Below are 26325 nucleotides of genomic sequence, written 5' to 3'. Positions count from 1 at the left end.
CATGACCGGCGAATCCGACGACGAGCTCGAAGAAAGCAAGATGCCGCTGATCGACCATCTGGTCGAACTGCGGAACCGTCTGATGTACGCGACGCTGGCGATCATCATCGCCTTCTTCGTCTGCTACGCCTTCTCCGACCGGATCTACCTGTTCCTCGTCCAGCCTCTGGCCGACATCCTGGCCAAGGAAGGGGGGCGGCGGATGATCTTCACCGGCCTGACGGAAGCCTTCTTCACCTATGTGAAGGTGGCCTTCTGGGCCGGCTGCTTCCTGTCCTTCCCCATCGTCGCCAGCCAGATCTGGATGTTCGTCGCGCCCGGCCTCTACAAGCACGAGCGCAAGGCCTTCCTGCCGTTCCTGGCGGCCACCCCGGTCCTGTTCTTCCTGGGCGGGGCGATGGTCTATTACTTCATCTTTCCGATGGCCTGGCGCTTCTTCCTGGGGTTCGAGTTCCACCCCGGCGCGGGGGCCGACGTGCTTCCCATCGAGTTCGAGGCCCGCGTCAGCGAGTATCTCGGCCTCGTGATGCACCTGATCTTCGCCTTCGGTCTGGCCTTCCAGCTTCCGGTGCTGCTGACCCTGCTGATCCGCGCCGGGCTGCTGACCACGGAAACCCTGGCCACCAAGCGTCGCTACGCCATCGTGTTCGTGTTCGTCGTCGCGGCGGTCCTGACCCCGCCGGACGTCATCAGCCAGGTTGGCCTCGCCATCCCGCTGCTGGCGCTCTACGAGGTGTCGATCTGGATCGGCCGCAGCATCGAGAAGAAGCGCGACGCCAACGAGAAGGCGGCGGAGCAGGCGTAGGCCGCTTCGCCACCACACAGTTTCAGTCCGCCGCCTCGGCGATCATGACCTGATTGCGGCCGTTTCGCTTGGCCCGGTAGAGGGCCTGATCGGCGGCGGCCAAAGCCGCGTCGAGAACCTCGCCGCTGCGGCAGGCGGCGATGCCGATGCTGACGCTGGCGGCGATCTCGTGGCCCTGGAAGGGCAGCAGCCGCGCCGCCACGTCGCGCCGCAGCGCCTCCGCCAACGCCGCCGCCCCGCGGTGGTCGGTGTCGGGAAGCAGCACGCAGAATTCCTCGCCGCCATAGCGCCCGAACAGGTCGGTGCGTCGCAGCCTTGCCACGACGATCTCGGAAAAGCGGCGGAGAAGCGCGTCCCCGGCCAGATGGCCGAAGGTGTCGTTGACCCTCTTGAACCGGTCGAGATCGAGCAGCAGCAGGGTAAGCGGCGTCCCATGGCGCTGCGACCGCGCCAACTCCCGCTCGGCGTACGTCATGAAGGCCCGGCGGTTGTAGGCGCCGGTCAGCGGGTCGATGGTGGCGATCCGGTCCAAATCCGCCTGAAGCCGTTCGCTGGTCATGGAGAGGAAGCCGTAGCCCCAGGCCGTAACGGCCAGGATGGTCTCCAGGAAGCTGGCGCTTTGCACCGGATCGGAGTCCAGGACGCTGTCGACCGGCTCGCTCCAGACGGTCAGGACGGCCCGCCCGGCAACGAACAGGGCGTGGAGGATGAAGACCATGGCGGTCACGCGCCGCGCCCGCCGGAACCGGTCCGCCGGCTCCATCCGCCAAAGTTCCTGCGCCGTGAGCAGCGACAGGCCGCAGAACCCGGTGGACGCGATCAGGATTCGCGCCGTCACGTCGTTGTCGATCGCCACGAACCATATATTGCCCGCGGTCATCGCCGCGAGCACCGCCAGCCCGCGTCGCCAGGGAATGGGCCGCCCGGCGAAGCTGCGCACGCCGGCCCAGTTCAGCACATAGGTCGATGCCACCAGCGCGTTGGCCAGCGGCACGACCAGGGCGGCGGGCCAAACGCCGTAGAGCGCGATCAGCGCCAACCCACAAGCTCCGCTCAGGGCGCCCGCGGCCCAGTAAGTCAGCGCGGTGATGTGGCGATGCACCCTCCAGGCCAGGAAGGCCGCGGCGGTCAGCAAAAGGCAGATGCCCACCAGGGCGACGACAAGGGTGCGGGTGTCGAGCATCATGTCCGGAGGGGGTGACGGCAATCGGATTGGGGTTTTTGCACCCATTCCTCACCGCGGCGCCACCGAAAAGCATGGCATACGAATCGTTTCAAGGTCGCACCGGCCGGCGCGGCGCCGCCACTGGACCTTCACCCGATGGCGGACTATAACCAGCCTCCCACCCATTCCGTATCGCCGTGAGCCATGCACGATCTTCGCGCCATCCGTGAGAACCCCGAATCCTTCGACCGCGGCCTCGCCCGCCGGGGCCTGGAGCCGATGTCGCCGACGGTGCTGGACCTCGATTCGCGCCGCCGCGCCGCGCAGACCCAGCTTCAGGAGATGCAGGCGCGCCGCAACGAGGCGGCGAAGGAAATCGGCCTCGCCAAGCGGGAAGGGCGCGACGCCCAGCCGCTGATGGACGAGATGGCGCAGCTCAAGGAGCGGCTGCCCCAGGTCGAGGAGGAGGAGAAGGCCCTGGGCGCCGAACTCGACCGGCTGCTCGCCACCATCCCGAACCTGCCCGCCGACGACGCGCCGGAGGGTCCGGACGAGACCGCCAACGTCGAGATCCGCCGCTGGGGCGAGCCGAAGGCCATCGAGAACGCCAAGCAGCATTTCGAGTTGGGCGAGGCGCTGGGGCTGATGGATTTCGAGGCGGCGTCGCGCATGTCCGGCGCCCGCTTCACCGTCCTGAAGGGCGGTCTGGCCCGGCTGGAACGCGCGCTCGCCGACTTCATGCTGGACATCCACACCGGCGAGCACGGCTACACCGAGATCGCGCCGCCGCTGATGGTGCGCGACAACGCCCTGTTCGGCACCGGCCAGCTTCCGAAGTTCGAGGAGGACCTGTTCCGCACGGGCACCGACCATTACCTGATCCCGACCTCGGAAGTGCCGCTGACCAACCTCGTCAACGACCAGATCGTGGCGACGGAGGAACTGCCCTACCGCTACACCGCGCTGACTCCCTGCTTCCGCGCCGAGGCCGGATCGGCGGGGCGCGACACCCGCGGCATGATCCGCCAGCACCAGTTCTGGAAGGTGGAGATGGTCAGCATCACCGCCCCGGACCAGTCGGAGGCGGAGCACCAGCGCATGACCCAGTGCGCGGAAACCATCCTCCAGCGGCTGGGCCTGCCGTACCGCGTGGTGACGCTGTGCACGGGCGATATGGGCTTTTCCGCGCGCAAGACCTACGACATCGAGGTCTGGCTGCCCGGCCAGAACATGTACCGCGAGATTTCGAGCTGCTCGAACTGCGGCGACTTCCAGGCCCGCCGCATGAAAGCCCGCTGCCGTCCGAAGGGCGAGAAGCAGACGCAGTTCGTCCACACCCTGAACGGCTCGGGCGTGGCGGTCGGGCGCTGCCTGATCGCGGTGCTGGAGAACTACCAGCAGCCCGACGGCTCCATCCTGGTTCCCGAAGCGCTCCGGCCCTACATGCGCGGGCTGGAGAGGATCACGGCCTGATGTTCGATCTCCCTCTCGACCTGTCGAAGGCTCGCATCCTCGTCACCAACGACGACGGCATCCACGCCCAGGGACTGAAGGTCCTGGAGGCCATCGCCCATTCCATCACCGACGACGTGTGGGTGGTGGCGCCGGAGATGGAGCAGTCGGCGGCCAGCCATTCGCTGACCATCAACCGCCCGCTGCGCCTGCGCGAGCTGGGGGAGCGGCGCTTCACGGTGGACGGTACGCCCACCGACTGCGTGCTGCTGGCCGTCAACCACATCATGAAGGATGCCCGCCCGACTCTGGTCCTGTCCGGCGTCAACCAGGGCTCCAACATCGGCGAGGACGTGACCTATTCCGGCACCATCGCGGCGGCCATGGAGGCGACCCTGCTGGGCGTTCCGGCCATTGCGCTCAGCCAGCATTACGAGAACCGTGTGCAGATCGACTGGACGGCGGCGGAGCGTTGGGGCGCGGAGGTGGTCCGCAAGGCGGTGACCGTCGCCTGGCCGAAGAACGTGCTGCTGAACGTGAACTTCCCGGCCTGCCCGGCGGAGAAGGTCACCGGCATCCAGGTGGTGCGCCACGGCAAGCGCAAGATCGGCGACGAGCTGGTGGAGCGTGTCGATCCGCGCGGCAAGCCCTATATCTGGATTGGAACCCTGCGCGGGGAGGCCGACGTGGCGCCCGACACGGACATCCATGTGGTCTTCTCCGGCGGCATTTCGGTGACGCCGATCTATCTGGATCTGACGCACACGCCGACGCTCCAGACCCTGCGGCATGCGTTCGAATGAGGCTTCCCTTGGCGTGATGGACGGGATGTGACGGTCGAGGCACGCAAGATCCGGCTTCTGATGGCGTTGCGCCGCAACGGCGTGACCGACACCCGGGTTCTGGCCGCGATCGAGCGCATCCCGCGCGAGCTGTTCGTCCCCGGCCCCTTCCAGGATCAGGCGTGGGAGGACACGGCGCTTCCCATCGACCTCGGCCAGACCATCAGCCAGCCTCTGATCGTCGCCCTGATGACCCAGGCGCTGGAGCTGGAGGACCGGCAGACGGTGCTGGAGATCGGCACCGGCTCCGGCTATCAGGCGGCGGTTTTGTCGCGGCTCTGCCGGTGGGTTTATAGCGTAGAACGGTTGCGCCCGCTGCTGGCCGAGGCGGAGAGGAGATTCCAGGCGCTGGGCCTGCACAACATCACGACCCGCCACGGCGACGGGACGAGGGGCTGGCCCGAGCAGGCGCCGTTCGAGCGCATACTGGTCACGGCCGCCGGAGGTCCCGAGGCGCCAAAGGACTTGACGGATCAGCTTTCCGTTGGTGGTGTCATGGTCATCCCGCTGGGGGGCGACTACCGCGGCCAGCGGGTCGTCCGCATCCGGCGGACCGAAACCGGTCTCACACGGGAGGACTTGTGGCCCGTCCGCTTCGTACCGTTGCTGTCCGACCCGCCGTCCCCACCCGGAACGGAATAGCCGGCCCGTTCGGCGGGGCGAGGCGCGCCCTTGCCGCGGCGCTGGCGCTGCTGCCGCTGCTCGCCGCCTGCCAGCAGCGCACCGGCGATCTGGCGCCGGTCACCACCGTGTCCAGCGCACCGGATTCGATCGGCGGCGCCATCATCGTGCAGCGCGGCGATTCCGCCTATTCGCTGTCGCGGCGCTACAACGTGCCGCTGCGCGACCTGCTGGAGGTCAACCACCTGTCTCCGCCCTACCGGCTGGAGGTCGGGCAGCGGCTGGTCCTTCCGGTGTCGCGCCAGTACATCGTGCAGCGGGGCGACACGCTCTACGGCATCTCCCGCATGTTCAGCGCGGACATGAGCGAGCTGACGCGCCTGAACGGCCTGTCCGCGCCCTACGCGGTGCAGGCCGGGCAGCCGCTCCGCCTGCCGGGCGGTGACGCGCCGGGCGGCACCGCGGTGGCGCAGGCGCCGTCCTCCAGCGCGGGGGCCGCGGTCGGGGGCGTGGTGGTGGCGACGGCGCCGGTCAAGCAGGTGTCGCGCGGTTCCATCCAGGCGGCGGAGCTGCCGCCTCCGGGTGCCTCGGCCCCGGCCCCGGTGGAAACCCCATCGCAAACCCCATCGCAGACTGCGACCGTCCTCGCCCCGGTGCCCGGTGCCAAGCCGGCCAGCGGGCCGGAAACGGCCGCCTCGGCGTCCGTCTATCAGCCGGGGCAGGCGCCGACCTCGCTGCGTCCGCCCGGCCAGAAGCCCACCGTTCCGGAACCGGCGCCTGCGCCGCGTGCCGTCGAGGCCGCTCCGGTCCCGGCTCCGCAGCCCGCTCCGGCCCGGGAGGTCGCTGCCGCTCCTCCTCCTTCGCCGCCGCCGAAGGCGGTGGAGGAGGCGACGCCGCAGCGCGCCACCGGGCGTCTGCTGTGGCCGGTGAAGGGCAAGGTGATCTCGACCTTCGGGCCGAAGCCGGACGGCCTGCACAACGACGGCCTCAACATCGCCGCGGCGAAGGGGACCACGGTGGTGGCCGCCGACAACGGAGTGGTCGCCTATGCCGGGAACGAGCTGCGCGGCTTCGGTAATCTGCTGCTGGTGAAGCACTCGGACGGCTTCATCACCGCCTACGCCCACCTGGACCGCATCGACGTGGAGCGGGGCATGGCGGTGAAGCGCGGGCAGGCCATCGGCACGGTCGGCCAGACCGGATCGGTGACGAGCCCGCAGCTTCATTTCGAACTGCGCAAGGGCAGCCAGGCGGTCGACCCGCGCGACCGCATGGAGCCGCGGGTCAGCGAAGGGGCTTCCCCAGACGGCCTGCCAGGTCCTGGATGAACTGCCACGCCACCCGGCCGGAGCGGCTGCCGCGGGTCACCGACCATTCCACGGCCTCGGCCCGCAACTGCTCCGCCGGGACGTCCAGACCGAAGCGGGCGGCGTAGCCCTCGATCATCGCGAAGTAGGTCGGCTGGTCGCAGTTGTGGAAACCCAGCCACAGGCCGAAGCGGTCGGACAGGGACACCTTCTCCTCCACCGCTTCCGCCGGATTGATGGCGGTGGACCGCTCGTTCTCGATCATGTCGCGCGGCATCAGGTGGCGGCGGTTGGAGGTGGCGTAGAACACCACATTCTCCGGACGCCCCTCGATCCCGCCCTCCAGCACGGCCTTCAACGACTTGTAATGCGCGTCGTCATGGTCGAAGGACAGGTCGTCGCAGAACAGAATGAAGCGGCGCGGCTCGTCCTTCAGCCGGGCGAGCAGGCGGGGCAGGGTGGGGATGTCCTCGCGGTGGATTTCCACCAGCGCCAAAGTGCCGGGATGGTCCTGGGCGACCGCGGCGTGCACCGACTTCACCAGCGAGCTTTTCCCCATGCCGCGCGAGCCCCAGAGCAGGGCGTTGTTGGCCGGCAGGCCGGTGGCGAAGCGGGTGGTGTTGTCCAGCAGGATGTCGCGCTGCCGCTCCACGCCGCGCAGCAGGCCGATCTCCACCCGGTTGACGGCGGGCACCGGCTCCAGCCGGTCGGGATCGGCGTGCCAGACGAAGGCATCGGCGGCGGTGAGGTCCAATCGGCCCGGCGGCGGCGGCGCGAGCCGTTCCAGAGCCTCGGCGATGCGGGTGAGCAGGGGCAGAAGGTGGGCGTCCGACATCATGATCCCTATGCAGGCGTTTCTTCCGGTTTCGTTGCGCCGACCCTAACCCGCCACCCCCGCCACCGGCAAGACGACCGGGCGCACCGCTGTGGGGTGTTCCGGTGGAATGGCGGGGGCGTCGTGTCCTTATGACGGAGGCTCGGACGTTGCTGTGCGGGATGACGACCTCGGTCGGCTCCTCGGTGAACGGTATGGTGTTTCAATGAGGCCCGGGCATTACTACCCGGGAAAACGCCGCTCCATCTTCGCCGCCGCCATGCACCGGTACGCCGCGCTTCAATGAGGCCCGGGCATTACTACCCGGGAAAACCGGCCTGTTGCACCTGTTGCATCACGGTGTTGCGGCGGCTTCAATGAGGCCCGGGCATTACTACCCGGGAAAACGGGCAAACGCGCAGTGGTCGGAAGTCGAGACCGGGCTGCTTCAATGAGGCCCGGGCATTACTACCCGGGAAAACTCCGGGGCCGGCTGTTGCGCCGGTTGCGGCTGCGCGTGCTTCAATGAGGCCCGGGCATTACTACCCGGGAAAACGACTTCCTTGTTCGCCCAATCCTCGTTGCCGGATTTTGCTTCAATGAGGCCCGGGCATTACTACCCGGGAAAACACAGCTGCCCGAAGTGATCGAAACAACACTGGTAATGCTTCAATGAGGCCCGGGCATTACTACCCGGGAAAACTTTGCGAACCCCCGCAGCATGTCGGCGATCTCCACGCTTCAATGAGGCCCGGGCATTACTACCCGGGAAAACAGGGTGGATTGCACCCCGTTGAACGGGCTTGGAGAATCGGACTGGATTCGATCGGTCCTCGATTCTCGGCGAACGCGTGGCGGCGTTGTGCCGGATTTGTTCTTCACCATGTCCAAGAACCCCAGGAAATCAACGATTTCCATTTTGCGAGCGGGTCCGGGGTTTCGACGGGTACCGGACCGCTCGCACGGCAGCGGCAACGCGCGCGATCATAGCAGCCGGAACTGGGCCGGTCATCCCCGCACTTGGTACCCCGGGCGCGTGGTGCGCTTGCGGAGCGGGGAGTGGCGCCGTTATGGTGATTTGAACGCGAAACACGAGGCGATCATGCACGCTTTACGGTCCGACACTTCCTCGCCTGCCGCCTTGCCCGCCGGTCCCTCCGTGGCGCTGGAGAGCACCGGGCATGTCCTGCGGCGGTTGGAGGAAACCCCGCTGCGGGAGGACCCCTTCCCGCATCTGGTGGTGCCGGACGCTCTGCCGGCGGACCTCTACGCCCGCGCCATCGCCCACTGGCCGAAGTTCGAGGCGCTGGCCCAACTGCAGATGGACACCCTTCCCCAGCGCTATCAAACCTTCCTGACCGACCGGGTCCTGGACGCGATGGAACCGGATGCCGGGGCGGTCTGGCGGGAGGTGCGCGATTCCCTGTTCGGGCCGGAGACTCTGGTCCGGCTGGCGCCGCGCTTCCCCTCGCTGGCCGCAAAGCTCGACGGCGGCTTCGCGGCGCGTCCGCCCGTGGTCTATGCGCGGCTGGTCGAAGACCATGCGGGACACTCCATGCTGCCCCACACCGACGTGTTCGGCACCTTCCTGTCCATGCTGCTCTACATGCCGGAGGACGGCAGCCGCCCGCATCTGGGCACGGCGCTGTACCGGCCCCGCGACCCCTCCTTCACCGCACCCCTCGACCGGTCGACCGAGCGGTTCCCGCGCGAGGATTTCGAACTGGCGGGCACGGCGCCCTTCCTGCCCAACCATCTGCTGGCCTACGCGCCGTCCGACCGGTCGTTCCACGGGGTGGAGCCGGTGGAGGCACCCTGCATGCGGCGCTTCCTGCTTCTCTTTGCCCTGATGGACAGCCGCGGCCCTTGAAGCCCGGCGGGCGTACCCCTATTCCATTGCATCGACGGCCCGGACCGTTATAGTCGCCGCGTCCGCGAGCGCCCGCTGCGCCTTCGGAACCAAAACCACAGGGAGCCTCCAGATGTTCGTTTCGACGGCCTATGCACAGACCGCCGCGCCTGCCGCCGGCGGGGCCGACATGATCGTGCAGTTCCTGCCGCTGATTCTGATTTTCGTCGTCTTCTATTTCCTGCTGATCCGTCCGCAGCAGAAGAAGATGAAGGAACACAAGAGCATGCTGGAGGCCATCCGCCGCGGCGACCGCGTGGTGACCGGCGGCGGCATCATCGGCACCGTCACCAAGGTCGGCCCCGAGGACGAGCTTCAGGTCGAGATCGCCGAGAACGTCCGCGTGCGCGTCATGCGCGCCACCGTGAACATCGTGCTGTCGAAGTCCGAGCCGGCCAAGAGCGCGGCCGACGAGAAGGCCGACGAAAAGGTCGTGGACCGCAAGTAACGCGGACCTCCGGTAGCGAACGGGACTGGTTTACGAATGCTGTATTTTCCGCGCTGGAAGATTTTTCTGATCGTCGCGATCTGCGTGCTCGGTACCATCCTCACGCTGCCGAACTTCCTCAGCCGCGAGACGCTGGCGTCTTTGCCGAAATGGTACGCGAACAACCGTGTCAACCTCGGCCTCGACCTGCGCGGCGGGTCGCACCTGCTGCTGGAGGTGGACATGGGCGCGGTCATCCGTGACCGCGTCGAGAGCCTGGTCGATTCGGCGCGCACCCAGCTCCGCAACGACAATGTCGGCTACACGGCGATCAACGCGGGCGACCGCGGCATCACCGTGCAGCTTCGCGATCCGGCGCAGGCCGACACGGCGGTGCGCGCGCTGCGCCAGCTTGCCAACACCATCGGTGGCGGTCCGCTGGGCGGCGGGCAGCCGGATCTGGAGGTCGCGTCCAGCGGCGGCAGCGTCACCGCCACGCTCAGCGAGGTCGCGCTGCGCGAGCGCGCCACCCAGGCGGTGGAGCAGTCCATCGAGATCGTGCGGCGCCGCATCGACGAGACCGGCGTCAACGAGCCGACCATCGCCCGCCAGGGCAGCGACCGCATCCTGGTCCAGCTTCCCGGCGTGGAAGATCCCGACCGCGTGAAGCGGCTTCTCGGCACCACCGCGAAGATGACCTTCCGTCTGGTGGACATGAACGCCGACCCGACGGCGGGCCGCGCCCCTCCGGGCACCGACATCCTGCCCTCCGCGGAAGGGGGGCGGACGCAGAGCGCCTACGTCATCCGCAAGAAGGTCGAGGTGGACGGCGCCAACCTGACCAACGCCACCGCGGGCAACAACCCGCAGACCGGCGAATGGGTGGTGAATTTCGAATTCGACAGCATCGGCGCCCGCCGCTTCGCCGACGTGACCCGCGCCAACGTCGGGCGGCCCTTCGCCATCGTGCTGGACAACAAGGTCATCAGCGCTCCGGTCATCCGCGAGCCGATCACCGGCGGGCGCGGCCAGATCAGCGGCAACTTCACCGCCGCCGACGCCAACGACCTCGCCGTCCTGCTGCGCGCCGGCGCCCTGCCGGCCCCGCTGAAGGTGATCGAGGAACGCACGGTCGGCCCCGACCTGGGCGCCGATTCGATCCGCGCCGGCCTGATGTCGGTGGGCATCGGCTTCGTGCTGGTCTGCGTCTACATGATCGCCGCCTACGGACTGTTCGGCGCCTTCGCCTGCTTCGCGCTCCTGATCAACCTCGTGCTGACGATGGCGGCGCTTTCGGTGCTGAACGCCACGCTGACTCTGCCGGGCATCGCCGGCGTTCTGCTGATGCTGGGCATGGCGGTGGACGCCAACATCCTCATCAACGAGCGCATCCGCGAGGAGACGAAGAAGGGCCGCGGCGTGTTCGGTGCGCTGGAGGCCGGCTTCAGCCGGGCCTATTCCACCATCGTCGACGCCAATTTGACGACGGCCATCAAGATGGCGCTGCTCTTCGTCCTGGGCACCGGCGCCATCAAGGGCTTCTCCGTCACCATCACCTTCGGCATCCTGATTTCGCTGTTCACCGCGACCGTGCTCGTGCGTCTCATGATGGTGAGCTGGCTGCGTCGGACGCGGCCCGCCGCGCTGCCGGTTTGAGAGGACCATCCATGTTCCGGCTTCGTCTGGTTCCAGACAACACCAACATCCCCTTCATGCGCGGCCGGTACGCCGGCCTGATCGTGTCGGCGCTGTTGTCGCTGGCGTCCCTGGCGCTGTTCTTCTATCCCGGCCTCAACTACGGCATCGATTTCCGCGGCGGCATCGTCATCGAGGCGCGCACCCCGCAGGCCGCCGATTTCACCCAGCTCCGCCATACGCTGGGCGCCCTGAACATGGGGCAGGTGGCGTTGCAGGAGTTCGGCTCTCCCCAGGACGTGCTGATCCGGCTGGAGCGCCAGCCCGGGGACGACGCGGCCCAGCAGGTGGCGGCGGACAAGGTCCGCGCGACCCTGGCGCAGGAGCTTCCCGGCACCGTCGTCCGCCGCGTGGAGGCGGTGGGCGCGTCGGTCAGCGGCGAGCTGTTCTTCAACGGCATGCTGGCGCTCGGCCTCGCCATGGTGGCGATGCTGGTCTACATCTGGTTCCGTTTCGAATGGCAGTTCGGCGCGGGCGCGGTCGCCACGCTGCTGCTCGACGTGACGAAGATCGTCGGCTTCTACGCCGTCACCGGCTTGCAGTTCAATCTGACGGCGGTGGCGGCGATCCTGACGATCATGGGCTATTCGGTCAACGACAAGGTCGTGGTCTATGACCGCATGCGCGAGAACCTTCGCATCTACAAGAAGATGCCTCTGCGCGAACTGATCGACCGCTCGATCAACGAGACGCTGAACCGCACGCTGGGCACCTCCCTGTCCTCCCTGCTGTCGATCCTGCCGCTGGCCTTCTTCGGCGGCGAGGCGTTGCAGGACTTCGGCATCGTGCTGATCTTCGGCATTTTCCTGGCGACCTCCTCGTCCATCTTCATCGCCGCCCCCATCTTGTTGTTCCTGGGCGAGAACCGGCTGCGCCGCAACGCACCGGCGGAAAACGCGGCCCCGGCCGCCAATCCGATGCCCTGACCGAAGCAACAGGAACAAGCGGGGAGGCGATGGCGGACATCACGCCGATCATTCCGTCGGACCGGCAGGTCATCGACGGTTACGGGGAAGGGCAGTTCTGCGTGTCCGGGCAGTGGCGCACGGGCGCGGTGGTGGTCTTTCCCGACCGGACCGAGGCTTGGCGCCCCACGGGTTTCGCCGATCTGACGCCCGACGACTTCGCCCCGGTCATCCGGGCGGAGCCGCGCGTGGAGTTCCTTCTGCTGGGCTCCGGCGCGCGGATGGAGCTTCTGCCCAAGGCCCTGCGCCAGAGCCTGCGCGAGGCCGGGCTTGTGGTGGAGGTGATGGACACCGGAGCGGCCTGCCGCACCTACAACGTGCTGCTGGCCGAGGGCCGGCGGGTGGGAGCGGCGCTTCTGCCGGTGTGAAGCGGCACGGAGTGAAGCGGCGATATTCCAAAAGAAAAGGCCCCCTGATCGGGGGCCTTTTCCGTTTCGGCGATCCGGCAGGGGATCAGGCCGGGGCCTTCGACAGACGCTCGGCCACGAACTCCCAGTTCACCAGGCTCTCCAGGAACGCCTTCACGAAGTCCGCGCGGCGGTTCTGGTAGTCGACGTAGTAGGCGTGCTCCCACACGTCGGCGGTGAGCAGCGGGAAGTGACCCTGGGCCAGCGGGGTGTCGGCGTTGGAGGTCTTGGAGATCTTCAGCTTGCCGCCGTCGATGTAGAGCCACGCCCAGCCCGAGCCGAACTGGGTGATGGCGGCGTTGGAGAACTCCTCCTTGAACTTGTCGACGCTGCCGAAGTCGGCGATCAGGCGCTTCTCAAGCTCGCCCGGGATGGCGCCGCCACCGTTCTTCTTCATGCTCTGCCAGTAGAAGGTGTGGTTCCACACCTGACCGGCGTTGTTGAACAGGCCCTGCTTGGAGGCGTCGCCATAGCTCTGCTTGATGACGTCTTCCAGGCTGGCGTCGGCCAGCGGGCTGTCCTTCGTCAGGTTGTTCAGGTTGGTGACGTAGGTCTGGTGGTGCTTGTCATGGTGCAGGTGGAGAGTCTGCGACGACATGAACGGCTCCAGAGCGTCGTACGCGTACGGGAGCGGCGGCAGTTCGAACGCCATTGAGTTACCCTCTCTTCTTGAATTGTCCCATCTCGGCCCGAGCCTTGCGACGCGGCGCCTCCGTCCGCTCAAATAGGCCCCCGGCGCGGCAAAGTGAAGGCTGGAAAAAGGCCGAGGCGCGAAAAGGTGGTAATCCCAGCGTTCAGCACCGCCTGCGCGGCGATCTCGCCGGAGCGGACCGCCGCTTCGAGTGTGGCGGGAAGCCCCATGTTCGTCCAATCGCCGGCCAAAACGAGGTTCTTGAGGGCTGTTCGGGCATCGGGACGATTCGCCGCATGGACAGGGGACTGGTCCGGGGTCGCCCGGCGCTCCTTGATGATTCGGTGTGGGGGCAGGGCGGTGCCGGGGATGCCCAGCGCCTCCGCCACGTCGCTCCACAGCGCGGCGGCAACCGACTCGGCGGGCTGCGCGGCCAGCGCGTCGGCGTCGCTGACCGTTACGGACACCACATCGCCCCGCCGGAACAGCCAGTCCGCCGTTCCGCCCACCAGCCCCAGGAAGGGCAGGCTGCCGGGAAGCTCCGGCGCCGGATCGGCCCCCACCGGATTGGCCCCCACCGGATCGGGGATGCGGAAATGGGCGTTGACGATGGCGCGCCCGGCGGCGGGCACCGGCAAATCGGGCAGCAGGTCGGGCAGCAGGCGCCCGGCGATCCAGGCCGGGACCGCCAGAATCACCGCGTCGCCGTCCGCCAGCGGAATGCGGGTGCCGTCCACCGACAGGGCGGCGACGCGGTCGCCATCGCGCTCCAACCCGTCCAGCCGGGCGCCCAGGCGGAGTTCGGCCCCCCTCCGCTCAAGCCACGCCACGGCGGGGTCCACCAGAGCGGCTGACAGGCCCTTCTCCGCAAACAGCGGACGGCAGGCGCCCTCGCCGCGCAGCAGCGTTTCCCGCAGCACGGCGCCGAACAGCCGGGCGGACACCCGCTCCGGCGCCCCGTTCATCACCGACACGGCCAGCGGGCGCCACAGCCGCTCGTACAACGGCCCGCCGGGGGGCAGGGCATCGGCCACCGCCGCTGTGGGACCGGCGGTCAGCGTCCGCAGGGCGGCAAGGTAATCGGCGGGGCGGCTGCCCGGCACGCGCCGCGCCTCGTCGAACAGCCACAGCCCGCCGGGCCGCAGGCACCAGCGCTCGCCGCTGCGCAGGTCGAGGAAGGGGAAGGCGGCGGGGCGCAACTCGGTCAGGGCACCGCGGGCGCCGACCCGCTCCAGATAGCCGAGAAGCGACCGGTTGCCGCTGAGCGCCAGATGGTTGCCGTTGTCCACCAGCCGGTCCAGCGTGGCGTCATGGAAGGAGCGGCACCGCCCCCCAGCCTGCGGAGCGCTCTCATGCAGAACGACGCGCCGCCCGGCCTCGGTCAGGCGGACGGCGGCGGACAGGCCGGACAGGCCGGCGCCGACGATGTGGGCGGTGCCCAAGACGGCCCGTCAGGCGGCGGGCGGATAGCCGAGCGCGCAGCGCGCGGCCACCAGGGCGCATTCGCGCTTGCCGACCCGCACCCGCCGGTCGAGGTCGCGCCAGCCCCGCGCGCGCAGCCGCACCAGCAGCCGGTGGTACAGCACCATCATGGCGACCGCCGCCCACAGCGAGCCGCGCCGTCCGGCGGCCTGCCCTTCAGCCAGCGCCCGCCGCGCCTCGGCGAAGCGCTGCTCGGCCAGTTCGGCCAGCGCCTCACACACCTGGGGCAGGTTGGGGTGGGCCAGCACCGTGGCCGGGTCGGAACTGCCGATGCCGGCCTCGTCCAGCAGCTCGCGCGGCAGGTAGAGGCGCCCGATCCCGGCATCCTCCGTCAGGTCGCGCAGGATGTTGGTCAGTTGCAGCGCCTCGCCCAGCGCCAGCGCGAAGGCTTCGGTGGAGGCGTCGGCCCGGTCGAACACGCGGATGGCCAGCATGCCCACCGCTCCGGCGACGCGGCGGCAGTAGAGCCGCAGGGTCGGCAGTGCCGGGCCGGTCAGACCGCCGCTGGTCCCGCTGCCGTGCCCATCGGCGGGAATGTCCATCGCCATGCCATCAATCAACGCTTCCAACTCGCCGCGCGGCAGGCCGTAGCGCTCGATGGCGCCCTTCAGCGCGGCGCCCAGGGAACTGGACGGCGCACCGCCGGCATAGAGGCCGCGGATCTCCGTTCTCCAGGCGTCGAGCGCTGCCCGCTTCTCCGCCGGCTCGCCGGGCTCGTCCGCGATGTCGTCGATTCGCCGGCAGAATGCGTAGATGGCGAACATCGCCGCCCGCTTGGACCGCGGCAGCAGCAGCATCGGCCAGTAGAAGGTGCTGCCCGACCGCCCGGTCACCGCCGCCGCGGCGGCAGCCGGACTGCCGGCGGTGTCGCTCTGCGTCGAGTCCAGCGAAGGCTGCGGCATGCGTCGGTCCTGTGTGGGGGCGGTCCTGAGGTTCGTGGGACGGAGACTATTTGCTCCCGATGGCGCGCGCCAGCCCGCGCGCGGTGGCGAACAGTTTGTGATGCGTGCCCAGCACCACACGCTTCTTCAGCGGATCGCGGCTGCGCAGCCGCTGCGCCAGCGATTCGGCGAGGCTGAGGATCACCGACGCCTCCAGCCGCAGGCCGCGGTGCTGGATCAGGCCGGGCAGGGGGGCGGCGCGCTCCAGCAGCCGTTCGGTGTGCTCCAGCGTGCGGTCGAAGATGGCGCGCAGCTTGGCGTCGCTCTCCGTCTCCACCAGCCGCTCCACGCTGATGGCCGAATCGTCGAACCAGACCAGCGGGATGTAGCAGCGCCCGAGCTGGGCCCAGTCGTCCCGGCAATCCTGAAGGTGGTTCAGCACCTGCAGGGCGGTGCACAGCGCGTCCGACGCCGGCCCGGCGGCCACGCCCTCGCCATGCAGGTCCAGCAGGTAGCGCCCGACCGGGTTGGCGGAGAAGCGGCAATAGAGCAGCAGGTCGCTCCAACTGTGGCAGCGCGCGCCCACGGCGTCGCGCCGGAAGGCCCGCAGCACCTGCCGGGCGTGGCGGTCGCTGACCCCGGTGGCCTGAAGGCTGGCGCGGAGATCCAGCGCCGGCTTCAGGTAGGCGTGCTTGGCCTGCCCGGTGGTCAGGGAGCGTTCCAGCGCCTCAAGATAGGCGAGCTTGGTCTCCGGTTCGAGATCGGGATCGTCGGCGATGTCGTCGCCGAGCCGGACGAACCGGTAGAAGGCCATGACATGCGGCCTGAGATGTTTGGGGAGCAGGCGCGAAGCGACCGGAAAATTCTCCGAGTCCGCGTCCTTGCGGGCGACCGGGCTGGGTTTGCGGGGCTTGGTGGGGGCGATGTTGAAATCGGCCATTGTTCCGCCTGCTGCGCGTCGGGGCTGGTGTGGGGAGCCTGTCTGCCTAATATAAGGCGCGAGCGGGCTTTGCCCCGCTTCCAAACCGTGCCACCTCCATTTTTCCAGAACAGGCATCACATGGCGAAGGCGACCCCCGACCTGTCCTATTGCGGACGGGAGGTGCGGAAATATGACAACGACCGTTTCCTGACCTGCCTTTTTGCTCCGGAAGAGCGCCGCGAATCGCTGTTCGCCCTCTACGCCTTCAACCTGGAGATCGCCAAGACCCGCGAGGTGGTGACCGAACCGGTGCTGGGCCAGATGCGCCTGCAATTCTGGCGCGACGGGATGGACAAGGTCTATGAGGGCGGCGCCGTGCCGAAACACGCGGTGATGGAGCCGCTGGCTGCCGCCGTGCGTGCGGGCGGGCTGAGCCGCGGCCTGTTCGAAAGGCTGATCGACGCGCGGGAGGCCGACCTGGACGACACGCCGTCGGCCAATATGACGTGCCTCGTCAATTATGCGGAGGTCACGGGCGCGCCGCTCGTTCAACTGGCGCTGGAGATCCTGGGCGTGAAGGACGCCGACGCGGCGGAGGCCGGGCGCCAGGCCGGAATCGGCTACGCCCTGGCCGGCATCGTCCGCGCGGTGCCCTTCCACGCGCGCCAGCACCGCCAACTCCTCCCCGCCGACCGGATGGAGGCGCACGGCGCCAAACAGGGCGACCTGTTCGAGCTGCGCTCCACCCCCGAACTGCGTCCCGTGGTGAGGGAGGTGGCGGAGGCCGCGCGCGACCATCTGGCGAAGGCCCGCGCGCTCCGCCGCGCCGTGCCGCGCGCCGCGCTGCCGGCCCTGCTGCCGGCGGTCCTGGCCGGGCTGCATCTGGATGCGCTGGCGCGGGAGGGCAACGATCCCTTCGCCGCGCGCGTCCTGATGGCCCACCCGCTGCGCCACGCCAAACTGGCCTGGGCGGCGCTGCGCGGGCGGTACTGACCCGTCAGGCGGCGCGGATCATCGCCACGAAGCGCTCCACCTCCTGCCGGAGCTGGTCGGCCTCCCGCGACAGGTCGCCCGCGGCGTTGAGCGCCTGATCGGCCATCGAGCCGGTCGATCCCGCCGCCCGCGTGACCCCGCCGATGTTGGTGGACACCGCGGCGGTGCCCATCGACGCCTGCTGGACGTTGCGGCTGATCTCCTGGGTGGCGGCGCCCTGCTGTTCCGCGGCGGCGGCGATGGCGGTGATCGTCTCGTTGATGCCGATGATGCTCCGCCCCACCGCCTGGATCACGCTGACCACCGTGCTGCTGACGGTCTGCATGTCGGCGATCTGCCGGGAAATGTCCTCCGTCGCCTTGGCGGTCTGGTTGGCGAGGTTCTTCACCTCGCTTGCCACCACGGCGAAGCCCTTTCCGGCCTCGCCTGCGCGCGCCGCCTCGATGGTGGCGTTCAGCGCCAGCAGGTTGGTCTGCCCGGCGATGCCCTGGATCAGGTTCACCACGTCGCCGATCTTCTGCGCGGCGGAGGCCAGCCCTTCCAGCGTGCTGTTGGTGCGCTCCACCTCGGCGACGGCGTCCGAAGCCATCTGGGAGGAGCGGGCGATGCGCTCGTTGATTTCGCGGATGGAGCAGCTCAGCTCCTCCGCGGCGGCGGCCACCGTCTGCACGTTCTGGCTCGCCTCCTCCGCGGCGGTGGACACGGCGGCGGCCTGACGGTCGGTCTGCGCGGCGATGGCGGACAGGTTCTGCGCGGTGGAGCGCATTTCGTCCGCCTGTTCCGACACGTTGTGCACGACGCTGCCCACGGACGTCTCGAACCGGCTGGCGACCTCCGCCAGATCGCGCTTGCGGCGCTCCTCGGCGCGCTGCTCCTCGCGGCGGCGCTCCTCCTCCAGGCCGGCCATGCGGTTCGAGTTTTCCTGGAAAAGCTTCAACGCCTTGTTGATGGCGCCGATCTCATCCGCGCGGTCGGTGTCGGCGATGACCACGCCGCGGTCACCGGCGACCACGGCGTCCAGCGTGGCGATGGTCCGGCGCAGCGGCACCCCGACGATGCTGCGGCTGGCGATCAGCAGCGCGGCCACCAGGGCGGCCAGCAGGACCAGACCGCCGGCGATGGTGGCGTTGCGCAGCTCCCGGACCGGTGCGCCGATCTTGTCGAGCGGCAGGTTGACCAGCAGGGACCAGGGCGTGTCCGTTCCCGCGACCGTCACCGGGATGAACAGTTGCTTCACGGGCTGCCCATCGGCGACCGCGACCTGTTCGAAACCCCGGCCGGCGCGGACGGCGGCCTTTGCGGCGTCCAGTGCCGAATCGGTCTTCCCGATCGGTTGCCCCATCTGCTCGGCGTCGGGATAGCCGGCCCAGACGCCATCGTTGGAGATCAGGTGGACCGAGCCGCTGTCGAAGGGCTTCACCGTCTTCAGCATGGACCAGATGCCGTCGGTGGACAGGTCCACCCCGGCGACGCCGATGACCCGGCCGTTCTCGACGATCGGAACCGCCATGGACACCATCAGAACCTTCCGGCCCGCGACCATGTAGCTGTAGGGCTCCACCACCATGGCCCGCCCGGTGCGTTTGGGAACTTGGTAATAGGTGCCGTCCGGACCCGGATCGTCGTAGCCGACGAGGGCCTCCAGCGCGACCGTGCCCGACGCGCGGTTCCAGTACGGGAGGAAGCGCCCGGAGGCGTCGGAGCCCGGCGTGCCGGCGAACGCCGCGTCGCGCCCGTCCAGGGCGTTGGGTTCGATCCCCACCCACACGCCGAGAAAGTCCGGATTGGCCTCGATCACGCCCTTCAGCCACGCGGAAAGCTGCTCCCGGTCGGCGCGGCCCGCCGCCTTGAGGCTGACGATGGAGGTGGCGACGAAGCGGCCGACCTCCATTGCGCCGTTCAACCGGGTCTGCACCATCTCACCGTAGCGGTGGCCGAGCTGCTCGCCGCTCTTGAACGCCAGGGCTTCGATGTCCGCCCCGCTCTTGGTGGTGAGCGCCGTAATTCCCACCGCCAGGGAAAAGACCGTGACCGTCACGATGACGATCACTTGTTTGACGACCAATGATTTCGTTCGAATCATAAACCAGGTCCGCCCTATCACTTTCTCATTTTTGGGAGGAAAGTGTTTCACGGCGTTGGTTAACTGTCACCTATGACCTTTATTATAGTTTTATGATGTCCTCCCGGAATCCCCCGCCGTCAGGCGGGGACGCCGGGTGCGGCCTTTAGCCACTCCTCCAGATCCTCCAGCGCGCGGCGGGTGTAGGCCAGCTTGCGGTCGCGCCCGCGGATGCGCTCGTCCACCGGGGGAAACAGACCGAAATTGACGTTCATCGGCTGGTAGGTGTCCGCGTTCGCCCCGCCGGTGATGTGGCTCAGGATCGCACCGAGCGCGGTGGTGGCCGGCGGGGCGGAGGGTTCGCCGCCCATCCGTTCGGCGGCGGCGAAGCGCCCGGCCAGCAAGCCGACGGCGGCGCTTTCCACATAGCCCTCGCAGCCCGTCACCTGCCCGGCGAAGCGGATGCGCGGCTGCGCTTTCAGCCGCAGCGCGCGGTCGAGCAGGCGGGGGCTGTTCAGGAAGGTGTTGCGGTGCAGGCCGCCCAGCCGCGCGAACTCCGCCTTCTCCAGGCCGGGGATCATGCGGAAGACCCGTGCCTGCTCGGCGTGGCGCAGCTTGGTCTGGAAGCCGACGAGGTTGTAGAGCGTGCCCAGCGCGTTGTCCTGGCGGAGCTGCACCACGGCGTAGGGCCGGCGTTCCGGCTTGTGCGGGTTGGTCAGGCCGACCGGCTTCATCGGGCCGTAGCGCAGCGTGTCCACCCCGCGCTCCGCCATCACCTCGATGGGCAGGCAGCCTTCGAAATAGGGCGTGCTCTTCTCCCACTCCTTGAAGTCCACCTTCTCGGCGGTCAGCAGGGCGTCGATGAAGGCGCGGTACTCGTCCTTCTCGAAGGCGCAGTTGATGTAGTCCTTGCCGGTGCCGCCGGGGCCGGGCTTGTCGTAGCGCGACTGGAACCACGCCTTGGACAGGTCCACGCTCTCCAGATAGACGATGGGAGCGATGGCGTCGAAGAAAGCCAGCGACTCCTCGCCCGTGAAGGAGCGGATCGCCTCGGCCAGGGGCGGGGAGGTCAGGGGGCCGGTGGCGATGACGACGCTGTCCCACTCCTCCGGCGGCAGACCGGTCACCTCGCCGCGCTCCACGGTGATGAGGGGATGGCCGGTGATCGCCTCGGTCACGGCGCCCGCGAAGCCATCGCGGTCCATGGCGAGCGCGCCGCCCGCCGGCACCTTGTGCGCGTCGGCGCAGCGCAGGATCAGCGAGCCGCAGCGCCGCATCTCCTCGTGCAACAGCCCGACCGCGTTGTATTCCGCATCGTCCGACCGGAAGGAGTTGGAGCAGACGAGTTCGGCGAGCTGGTCGGTGCTGTGCGCCTCGGTCGGGCGGACGGGCCGCATCTCGTGCAGCACCACGGGCACCCCGCGCGCGGCGAGCTGCCATGCGGCCTCGGAACCGGCGAGGCCGCCGCCGATGACGTGAACCGGGGCGGTGGTGGAGGTACGGGAGGTGTCGGTCATGGACTCTTTGCTTGCGATGGGTGTTCCATCCCGAATCGGGAGGAACCGCCGTGAAACCCGAGGGATACTGCCAAGGAAGATTGACGTAACCCTTGGAGCGGCCAACCGCAAGGTTTCGGTGGGATGACGCTGTCCGCGCGGCGCGTCCGTCCATGAATCGAAAGGGCCGGCCGCGCGGATGGCGGGGCCGGCCCTTCGGAAAGGCGAAGCGTTGCCTTACTCGCTCTTGGTCGTCGTCGTGCGCTCGGTGGTGGTGGAGCCGCTGACCGGCGGGGTGGTCAGGGTCGAGCCGTAGTTCGGCGAGGTGGTGGTCGTGGTGGTCGTGGTGCTGCTGGATTCGTCGGTTCCGCAGGCGCTGACCAGCAAGGCCGCGCCGAAGGCCAGCGCCACACCGGACATCATGGTCTTGGACATGCTCCGTCTCCATCCTGATTGGCAAAAGATGGTGAAGGAACGCGCGTCCGCGCGCTTTGTTTCCGAGGCAAAAATTGGACCATAAAGAAAGGCCGGCGACGACACCGGCCCGTCTTCACGCCCTCTTCCGGCTTTTCGGCTTCGCTTTCAGATAGGGGGCCAGATACTGTCCGGTGTAACTCCGCGCGACCTTCGCCACGTCTTCCGGGGTGCCCTCTGCGACGATCTCGCCGCCGCCGGTGCCGCCCTCGGGGCCAAGGTCGATGATCCAGTCGGCGGTCTTGATGACCTCCAGATTGTGTTCGATCACCAGAACCGTGTTGCCTTGGTCGACCAGCGCGTGGAGCACCTCCATCAGCTTCTCCACGTCGGCGAAATGCAGGCCGGTGGTCGGCTCGTCGAGGATGTAGAGCGTGCGGCCCGTGGCGCGGCGGCTCAGCTCCTTGGACAGCTTCACACGCTGCGCCTCGCCGCCGGAGAGTGTCGTTGCGGGCTGGCCGATGTGGATGTAGCCGAGGCCCACCCGCTCCAGCGTCTCCAGCTTGTCGCGGATGCCGGGCACGGCCTTGAAGAACTCCTTGCCCTCCTCGACCGTCATGTCGAGCACGTCCGCGATGGTCTTGTCGCGGTAGGTGACTTCCAGCGTCTCGCGGTTGTAGCGCTTGCCGTGGCAGACGTCGCAGGTGACGTAGACGTCGGGCAGGAAGTGCATCTCGATCTTGATGACGCCGTCGCCCTGGCACGCCTCGCAGCGTCCGCCCTTCACGTTGAAGGAGAAGCGTCCGGGGCCGTAACCGCGGGCCTTCGCCTCCGGCAGACCGGCGAACCAGTCGCGGATCGGGGTGAAGGCGCCGGTGTAGGTGGCGGGGTTGGAGCGCGGGGTGCGCCCGATCGGCGACTGGTCGATGTCGATGACCTTGTCCAGATGCTCCAGCCCGGTCAGCTCGTCATGCTCCGCCGGATGCTCGCGGGCGCCCATCAACTTGCGCGCCACGGCCTTGTAGAGCGTCTCGATGATGAGGGTGGACTTGCCGCCGCCCGACACGCCGGTCACGCAGGTGAAGGTGCCCAGCGGGATGCGCGCCGACACGTTCTGAAGGTTGTTGGCGCGCGCGCCCTTCACCTCCAGGAACTGGCCCTTGTGGCCGGGGCGCCGCTGGTCCGGCACCGGGACGAAGCGGGTGCCGTTCAGGAACTGGGCGGTGACGCTGTCGGGGTTGGCCTGCACCTCCGCCGGGGTGCCCTGGGCGACCACGGTGCCGCCGTGCTGGCCGGCGCCGGGACCCATGTCCACCAGATAGTCGGCGGTGCGGATGGCGTCCTCGTCATGCTCCACCACGATCACGGTGTTGCCGAGGTCGCGCAGGCGCTTCAGCGTCGCCAGCAGCCGGTCGTTGTCGCGCTGGTGCAGGCCGATGGACGGCTCGTCCAGCACATAGAGCACGCCGGTCAGGCCGGACCCGATCTGCGAGGCCAGCCGGATTCGCTGGCTCTCGCCGCCGGACAGCGACCCGGAGCCGCGGCTGAGTGTCAGATACTCCAGCCCCACCGCGTTGAGGAAGCCGAGCCGCTCGTTGATCTCCTTCAGGATGCGATAGGCGATCTCCTTGTCCTTCGGGCGCAGATGATCGTTCAGCGTGCTGAACCACTGCGCCGCGTCGGCGATGGACATTTCCGACGCCTGGGAGATGTGCAGGCCGTGCACCTTGACGGCCAGCGCCTCCGGCTTCAGGCGGGCGCCCTTGCAGGTCTCGCAGGGCTGGGAGGACTGGTACTTGGACAACTCCTCCCGCATGTAGGCGCTTTCCGTCTCGCGATAGCGGCGTTCCAGATTGTTGACGATGCCTTCGAAGGCTTTGTGCGTCTGGTAGCTGCGCAGGCCGTCGTCGTAGGTCATCGTGATCGGTGCGCCGTCGGAGCCGTAGAGAATCGTCTGGCGGACCTTCTCCGGCAGCGTCTCCCACGGCGTGTCCATGGCGACGCCGAAATGCTGGGCGATGCTCTCCAGCGTCTGCACGTAGTACTGGGAAGAGGAGCCGGCCCAGGGGGCGATGGCGCCCTTCTTCAGCGACAGCCGCTCGTCCGGAACGACCAGCATGGGGTCGAAGTAGATCTTGCTGCCCAGACCGTCGCAGGCCGGGCAGGCGCCGAAGGGGTTGTTGAAGGAGAACAGCCGCGGCTCGATCTCCGGAATCGTGAAGCCGGACACCGGGCAGGCGAATTTCTGCGAGAAGACGGTCTGCTCGTGCGACTCGGCGTTCTCGACGAAGATGATCCCGTCCGCGAGGCCGAGCGCCGTCTCCAGCGAATCGGCCAGACGGTTGCCCAGCCCCTCGCGCACGACGATGCGGTCCACCACGACGTCGATGTCGTGCTTCAGCTTCTTGTTGAGCGCCGGAACCTCGTCGATCTCGTGCATCGTGCCGTCGACGCGCACGCGCTGGAAACCGCGCTTGCGGAGGTCCTGGATCTCCTTCTTGTACTCGCCCTTGCGGCCCCGGATGATCGGCGCCAGCAGCAGCAGGCGCGTGCCCTCCGGCATCGCCAGGATGCGGTCGACCATCTGGCTGACCGTCTGGCTTTCGATGGGCAGCCCGGTTGCCGGCGAGTAGGGGATGCCGACCCGCGCCCAGAGAAGGCGCATGTAGTCGTAGATCTCCGTCACCGTGCCGACGGTGGAGCGCGGATTCTTGGAAGTCGTCTTCTGCTCGATGGAGATGGCCGGCGACAGCCCCTCGATCGAATCGACGTCCGGCTTCTGCATCAGCTCCAGGAACTGGCGCGCGTAGGCCGACAGGCTCTCGACATAGCGCCGCTGGCCTTCCGCGTAGATCGTGTCGAACGCCAGCGACGACTTGCCCGATCCCGACAGGCCGGTGATGACGATCAGCTCGTCCCGAGGCAGATCGACATCGACGCTCTTGAGGTTGTGTTCCCGCGCGCCGCGGACACTGATGTGCTTGTTCATGGAGTGTTCTTAGCCGAAACGGGTGGAGAAGGGAAGCCGCCAGAGAAGGCCGGGAGAGGCCATTGAAGCCCGGACAGATATGTGCCACGCGCAGGCGTATTGCCACCAGCGCGCGCCTGTTTCCCGTCCCGCTGGGCGCAGGGGCGGAATGCGGGAACGCCGGGGAACCGCAAAGGAAACCGTTTGCAACACGGACGCTCTCTGCTATGTTTGTTCATGGAGTGTTCTCTTTCGCGCGGGCTGGGCGGGTTGATCCGGGCGGAAGGGGCGAAGCGCTCCGGCGGCGGCGGTTGACCCATGCCCTTCCCGCGTGCTTTGTGAAGCGCAAGGCGGGGCGGGGCATGGACCGGACCACGGACCAAACCGGCCCTGCGAACAGACACCCCCGGTATCCGGACGCCCTTCCGCCGGGCGCCCGAACGGGTCGGATGGGGTACCGGGAACCCGCGCTAGGAGACACGTGCGATGAATGTATGGACGTTTACGGGGCGCCTCGGCGCGGATGGCGAGCTTCGCACCACGCAGAGCGGCGAAAAGGTTCTGGGCTTCCGCGTCGCCAACGACGTTGGATTCGGCGACCGCAAGACCACCCAGTGGGTGGACTGCTCCATCTGGGGCCGCCGTGCGGAAGCGCTGGCCCCGCACCTGACCAAGGGCAAGGCCGTCGTGGTCTCCGGCGAGGTGACGATCCGCGAGTATGAGAAGCGTGACGGCACCCGCGGCGCCGGCTTGTCGGTGCGCGTCAACGAGATCGACTTCACCGGCGGCGGTCGTGAGGGCGAAGGCGGCGGCGGCGGCGGTGGTTATGGCGGCGGTGGCTACGGCGGCGGCGGCGGCGGCGGTTACGAGTCGCGTGGCGGCGGTGGCGGCGGTGGTGGCTATGGCGGCGGTGGTGGTGGCCGCAGCGGCGGCGGTGCTCCGCCCAAGCACGACGACCTGGATGACGAAATCCCGTTCTAGAACGCACCGTGGATCGTCGTGTAAGGTTTTAGTCCTGAAGTGACCATGATAGCTCGTTTTCAAGGTTGCATGCTCTTGTCGGCCTAGGCACCATCTTGCCGGTGACAATGCTACCGAGAAGGCGTGTAAAGAATGGCACGGTTTCAGGTCCGCATGATCGTGATGGAGGGGGGAGCGCCTCCCCCTTCTGATCGACGGTGACGGCGTGCCTCTCTTCTGGCCGAACGCCTGGTTGCTGACGATGAGGCGCCCGTCCCATCGGGCCAGCAACACCCTCCAGGCGAACTGCTACGCCCTCAAGTTCCTGTACGTTTGGGCGGCCGAGTCCGGCAACGACATAGAAGGCCGGATGCTCTCCGGCCAGTTCCTCAAGAGTCACGAGATCACCAGCTTAGCCGGGGCGGCTTCGCGGCATTTGGACGGCGTGGGCGACGACGTCCGTTCCAAGCCTCTGAAGGCCCGCAAAGTGGTGTCGCTCGAACAGGTCCGGATGGGGGCGCCCGAAGTCCCCAGAACGGTTTTGAAGCACACCGCCGCGAATCGGCTGCGGACCGTTGTGCAATACCTCACGTGGCTGGGCCAGGAAGGCAGCAATGACCTCGACCTGGAGACGGCATCCAAGCGCAAGGTGCAGCTTGATGCGATGGCCGCCACGCTGAACGAGAAGGCGCCGCGGACCAAAGGGCGGAACGTCGTGGGGCAGCGGGAGGCGCCGCCGGTCGAGGTCATGGACCGCCTGCTGGCGGTGCTGGAACCAGACTCTCCCGATAACCCTTGGACCGACCTCGGGCTGCGGCTCCGCAACCGCCTCGTGGTCCACCTCCTCTATGGCCTCGGCATCCGTCGCGGGGAAGCCCTCGGCATCAAGATCACCGATCATGTCCAGTGGCACCAGAACAGGATCCTCATCGCCCGCAACGCGGACGATCCAACAGATCCCCGAAAGCGTCAGCCAGTTGCTAAGAGTCTGTCCAGAAAGATTATTTCCGAGCGAGGCGGCGGAGCATGAGACGGATCATGGCGAGGCGGATGAAGGCGACGGAGGTGCGGAGGTATAGTTCGTAATGGCGCACCAAGCGGCGGCAG

Annotated in this window: 23 protein-coding genes and 1 CRISPR repeat array; of the genes, 13 read left to right on the top strand and 10 right to left on the bottom strand. The window is 68.1% G+C overall.

The window, feature by feature from the left end; genetic code table 11:
* Position 1: 1 nt before the first annotated feature.
* Positions 2-805 (top strand): twin-arginine translocase subunit TatC, encoded by an 804-nt coding sequence (gene tatC, locus DS843_RS25505; protein ID WP_149471637.1) that lies wholly within the window; start codon positions 2-4, stop codon positions 803-805.
* A gap of 22 nt (positions 806-827) precedes the next feature.
* Here the strand turns inward: tatC and DS843_RS25500 are convergent, their stop codons facing one another.
* Positions 828-1988, bottom strand: a complete 1161-nt coding sequence (locus tag DS843_RS25500; RefSeq protein ID WP_167525464.1) for a GGDEF domain-containing protein — start codon at positions 1986-1988, stop codon at positions 828-830.
* Positions 1989-2174: 186 nt separating this feature from the next.
* Between DS843_RS25500 and serS the strand changes: the two genes are divergently transcribed.
* Genes serS through DS843_RS25480 form a run of 4 tightly spaced genes read left to right on the top strand, consistent with a single transcriptional unit; the run spans position 2175 to position 6213 of the window.
* The gene (gene serS / locus DS843_RS25495; RefSeq protein WP_149471635.1) at positions 2175-3443 is read left to right on the top strand and encodes a serine--tRNA ligase; all 1269 of its coding nucleotides are present in this window, start codon (positions 2175-2177) and stop codon (positions 3441-3443) included.
* Positions 3443-4225: a 5'/3'-nucleotidase SurE gene (surE, locus tag DS843_RS25490; protein ID WP_149471634.1), complete on the top strand. Its 783-nt coding sequence runs from the start codon at positions 3443-3445 to the stop codon at positions 4223-4225. Before serS ends, surE begins: the two co-directional genes overlap by 1 nt.
* A gap of 27 nt (positions 4226-4252) precedes the next feature.
* The gene (locus DS843_RS25485; RefSeq protein WP_149471633.1) at positions 4253-4906 is read left to right on the top strand and encodes a protein-L-isoaspartate(D-aspartate) O-methyltransferase; all 654 of its coding nucleotides are present in this window, start codon (positions 4253-4255) and stop codon (positions 4904-4906) included.
* On the top strand, positions 4846-6213 hold the full coding sequence (locus DS843_RS25480; protein WP_286192309.1) for a LysM peptidoglycan-binding domain-containing M23 family metallopeptidase: 1368 nt from the start codon (positions 4846-4848) through the stop codon (positions 6211-6213). The genes DS843_RS25485 and DS843_RS25480 overlap by 61 nt, the downstream gene beginning before the upstream one ends.
* On the opposite strand, the gene DS843_RS25475 is transcribed toward DS843_RS25480, so the two are convergent.
* Positions 6170-7027, bottom strand: coding sequence for an ATP-binding protein (locus DS843_RS25475; protein WP_149471691.1), 858 nt, complete (start codon positions 7025-7027; stop codon positions 6170-6172). The genes DS843_RS25480 and DS843_RS25475 overlap by 44 nt on opposite strands.
* 199 nt (positions 7028-7226) lie before the next feature.
* Positions 7227-7781: a CRISPR direct-repeat array (repeat unit 37 nt; unit sequence GCTTCAATGAGGCCCGGGCATTACTACCCGGGAAAAC).
* Between the two features lie 327 nt (positions 7782-8108).
* On the opposite strand from DS843_RS25475, the gene DS843_RS25470 reads away from it, so the two are divergent.
* From DS843_RS25470 to DS843_RS25450, 5 genes are all read left to right on the top strand, one after another.
* Positions 8109-8876, top strand: a complete 768-nt coding sequence (locus DS843_RS25470) for a hypothetical protein (RefSeq protein WP_286192308.1) — start codon at positions 8109-8111, stop codon at positions 8874-8876.
* 112 nt (positions 8877-8988) lie between these two features.
* Complete coding sequence (gene yajC, locus DS843_RS25465; RefSeq protein WP_149471632.1) at positions 8989-9363, top strand: preprotein translocase subunit YajC; 375 nt, start codon at positions 8989-8991, stop codon at positions 9361-9363.
* Positions 9364-9399: 36 nt separating this feature from the next.
* A complete protein-coding gene (gene secD, locus DS843_RS25460; protein ID WP_149471631.1) occupies positions 9400-10998 on the top strand; it encodes a protein translocase subunit SecD in 1599 nt (532 codons plus the stop codon).
* 11 nt (positions 10999-11009) lie between these two features.
* Positions 11010-11963: a protein translocase subunit SecF gene (gene secF / locus DS843_RS25455; protein ID WP_149471630.1), complete on the top strand. Its 954-nt coding sequence runs from the start codon at positions 11010-11012 to the stop codon at positions 11961-11963.
* A 29-nt stretch (positions 11964-11992) separates the two neighbouring features.
* Positions 11993-12370 carry an Mth938-like domain-containing protein gene (locus tag DS843_RS25450; protein ID WP_149471629.1) on the top strand — a complete coding sequence of 126 codons (378 nt, stop codon included), beginning with the start codon at positions 11993-11995 and terminating at the stop codon, positions 12368-12370.
* An 85-nt stretch (positions 12371-12455) separates the two neighbouring features.
* On the opposite strand, the gene DS843_RS25445 is transcribed toward DS843_RS25450, so the two are convergent.
* The 4 genes from DS843_RS25445 to hpnC all read right to left on the bottom strand — a co-directional run bounded on the left by DS843_RS25445 (position 12456) and on the right by hpnC (position 16343).
* Positions 12456-13061 (bottom strand): superoxide dismutase, encoded by a 606-nt coding sequence (locus DS843_RS25445; protein WP_149471628.1) that lies wholly within the window; start codon positions 13059-13061, stop codon positions 12456-12458.
* A 68-nt stretch (positions 13062-13129) separates the two neighbouring features.
* Positions 13130-14482, bottom strand: coding sequence for a hydroxysqualene dehydroxylase HpnE (gene hpnE, locus DS843_RS25440; protein WP_149471627.1), 1353 nt, complete (start codon positions 14480-14482; stop codon positions 13130-13132).
* A 9-nt stretch (positions 14483-14491) separates the two neighbouring features.
* Complete coding sequence (gene hpnD, locus DS843_RS25435; RefSeq protein WP_149471626.1) at positions 14492-15424, bottom strand: presqualene diphosphate synthase HpnD; 933 nt, start codon at positions 15422-15424, stop codon at positions 14492-14494.
* A gap of 46 nt (positions 15425-15470) precedes the next feature.
* The gene (gene hpnC / locus DS843_RS25430) at positions 15471-16343 is read right to left on the bottom strand and encodes a squalene synthase HpnC (protein ID WP_149471625.1); all 873 of its coding nucleotides are present in this window, start codon (positions 16341-16343) and stop codon (positions 15471-15473) included.
* A gap of 120 nt (positions 16344-16463) precedes the next feature.
* On the opposite strand from hpnC, the gene DS843_RS25425 reads away from it, so the two are divergent.
* Positions 16464-17318: a phytoene/squalene synthase family protein gene (locus DS843_RS25425; RefSeq protein WP_149471624.1), complete on the top strand. Its 855-nt coding sequence runs from the start codon at positions 16464-16466 to the stop codon at positions 17316-17318.
* 4 nt (positions 17319-17322) lie between these two features.
* Here the strand turns inward: DS843_RS25425 and DS843_RS25420 are convergent, their stop codons facing one another.
* The 4 genes from DS843_RS25420 to uvrA all read right to left on the bottom strand — a co-directional run bounded on the left by DS843_RS25420 (position 17323) and on the right by uvrA (position 24279).
* Positions 17323-19383, bottom strand: coding sequence for a methyl-accepting chemotaxis protein (locus DS843_RS25420; protein ID WP_286192307.1), 2061 nt, complete (start codon positions 19381-19383; stop codon positions 17323-17325).
* Positions 19384-19520: 137 nt separating this feature from the next.
* Complete coding sequence (trmFO, locus tag DS843_RS25415; RefSeq protein WP_149471623.1) at positions 19521-20897, bottom strand: methylenetetrahydrofolate--tRNA-(uracil(54)-C(5))-methyltransferase (FADH(2)-oxidizing) TrmFO; 1377 nt, start codon at positions 20895-20897, stop codon at positions 19521-19523.
* Between the two features lie 216 nt (positions 20898-21113).
* Positions 21114-21311, bottom strand: coding sequence for a hypothetical protein (locus DS843_RS25410; RefSeq protein ID WP_149471622.1), 198 nt, complete (start codon positions 21309-21311; stop codon positions 21114-21116).
* 115 nt (positions 21312-21426) lie between these two features.
* Entirely contained in the window at positions 21427-24279 is a 2853-nt protein-coding gene (gene uvrA, locus DS843_RS25405; protein WP_149471621.1) for an excinuclease ABC subunit UvrA, read from the bottom strand.
* Between the two features lie 465 nt (positions 24280-24744).
* On the opposite strand from uvrA, the gene DS843_RS25400 reads away from it, so the two are divergent.
* Positions 24745-25239, top strand: coding sequence for a single-stranded DNA-binding protein (locus DS843_RS25400; protein ID WP_149471620.1), 495 nt, complete (start codon positions 24745-24747; stop codon positions 25237-25239).
* A 205-nt stretch (positions 25240-25444) separates the two neighbouring features.
* The gene (locus DS843_RS25395; RefSeq protein ID WP_149471619.1) at positions 25445-26248 is read left to right on the top strand and encodes a site-specific integrase; all 804 of its coding nucleotides are present in this window, start codon (positions 25445-25447) and stop codon (positions 26246-26248) included.
* Positions 26249-26325 lie beyond the last annotated feature (77 nt).

Origin of the sequence: Roseomonas genomospecies 6 (genome assembly GCF_008365375.1) — a bacterium.
Taxonomy (GTDB): domain Bacteria; phylum Pseudomonadota; class Alphaproteobacteria; order Azospirillales; family Azospirillaceae; genus Azospirillum.
Note: the sequence above shows the minus strand (reverse complement) of the source record. Positions and strands in the feature narration are given on the sequence as shown.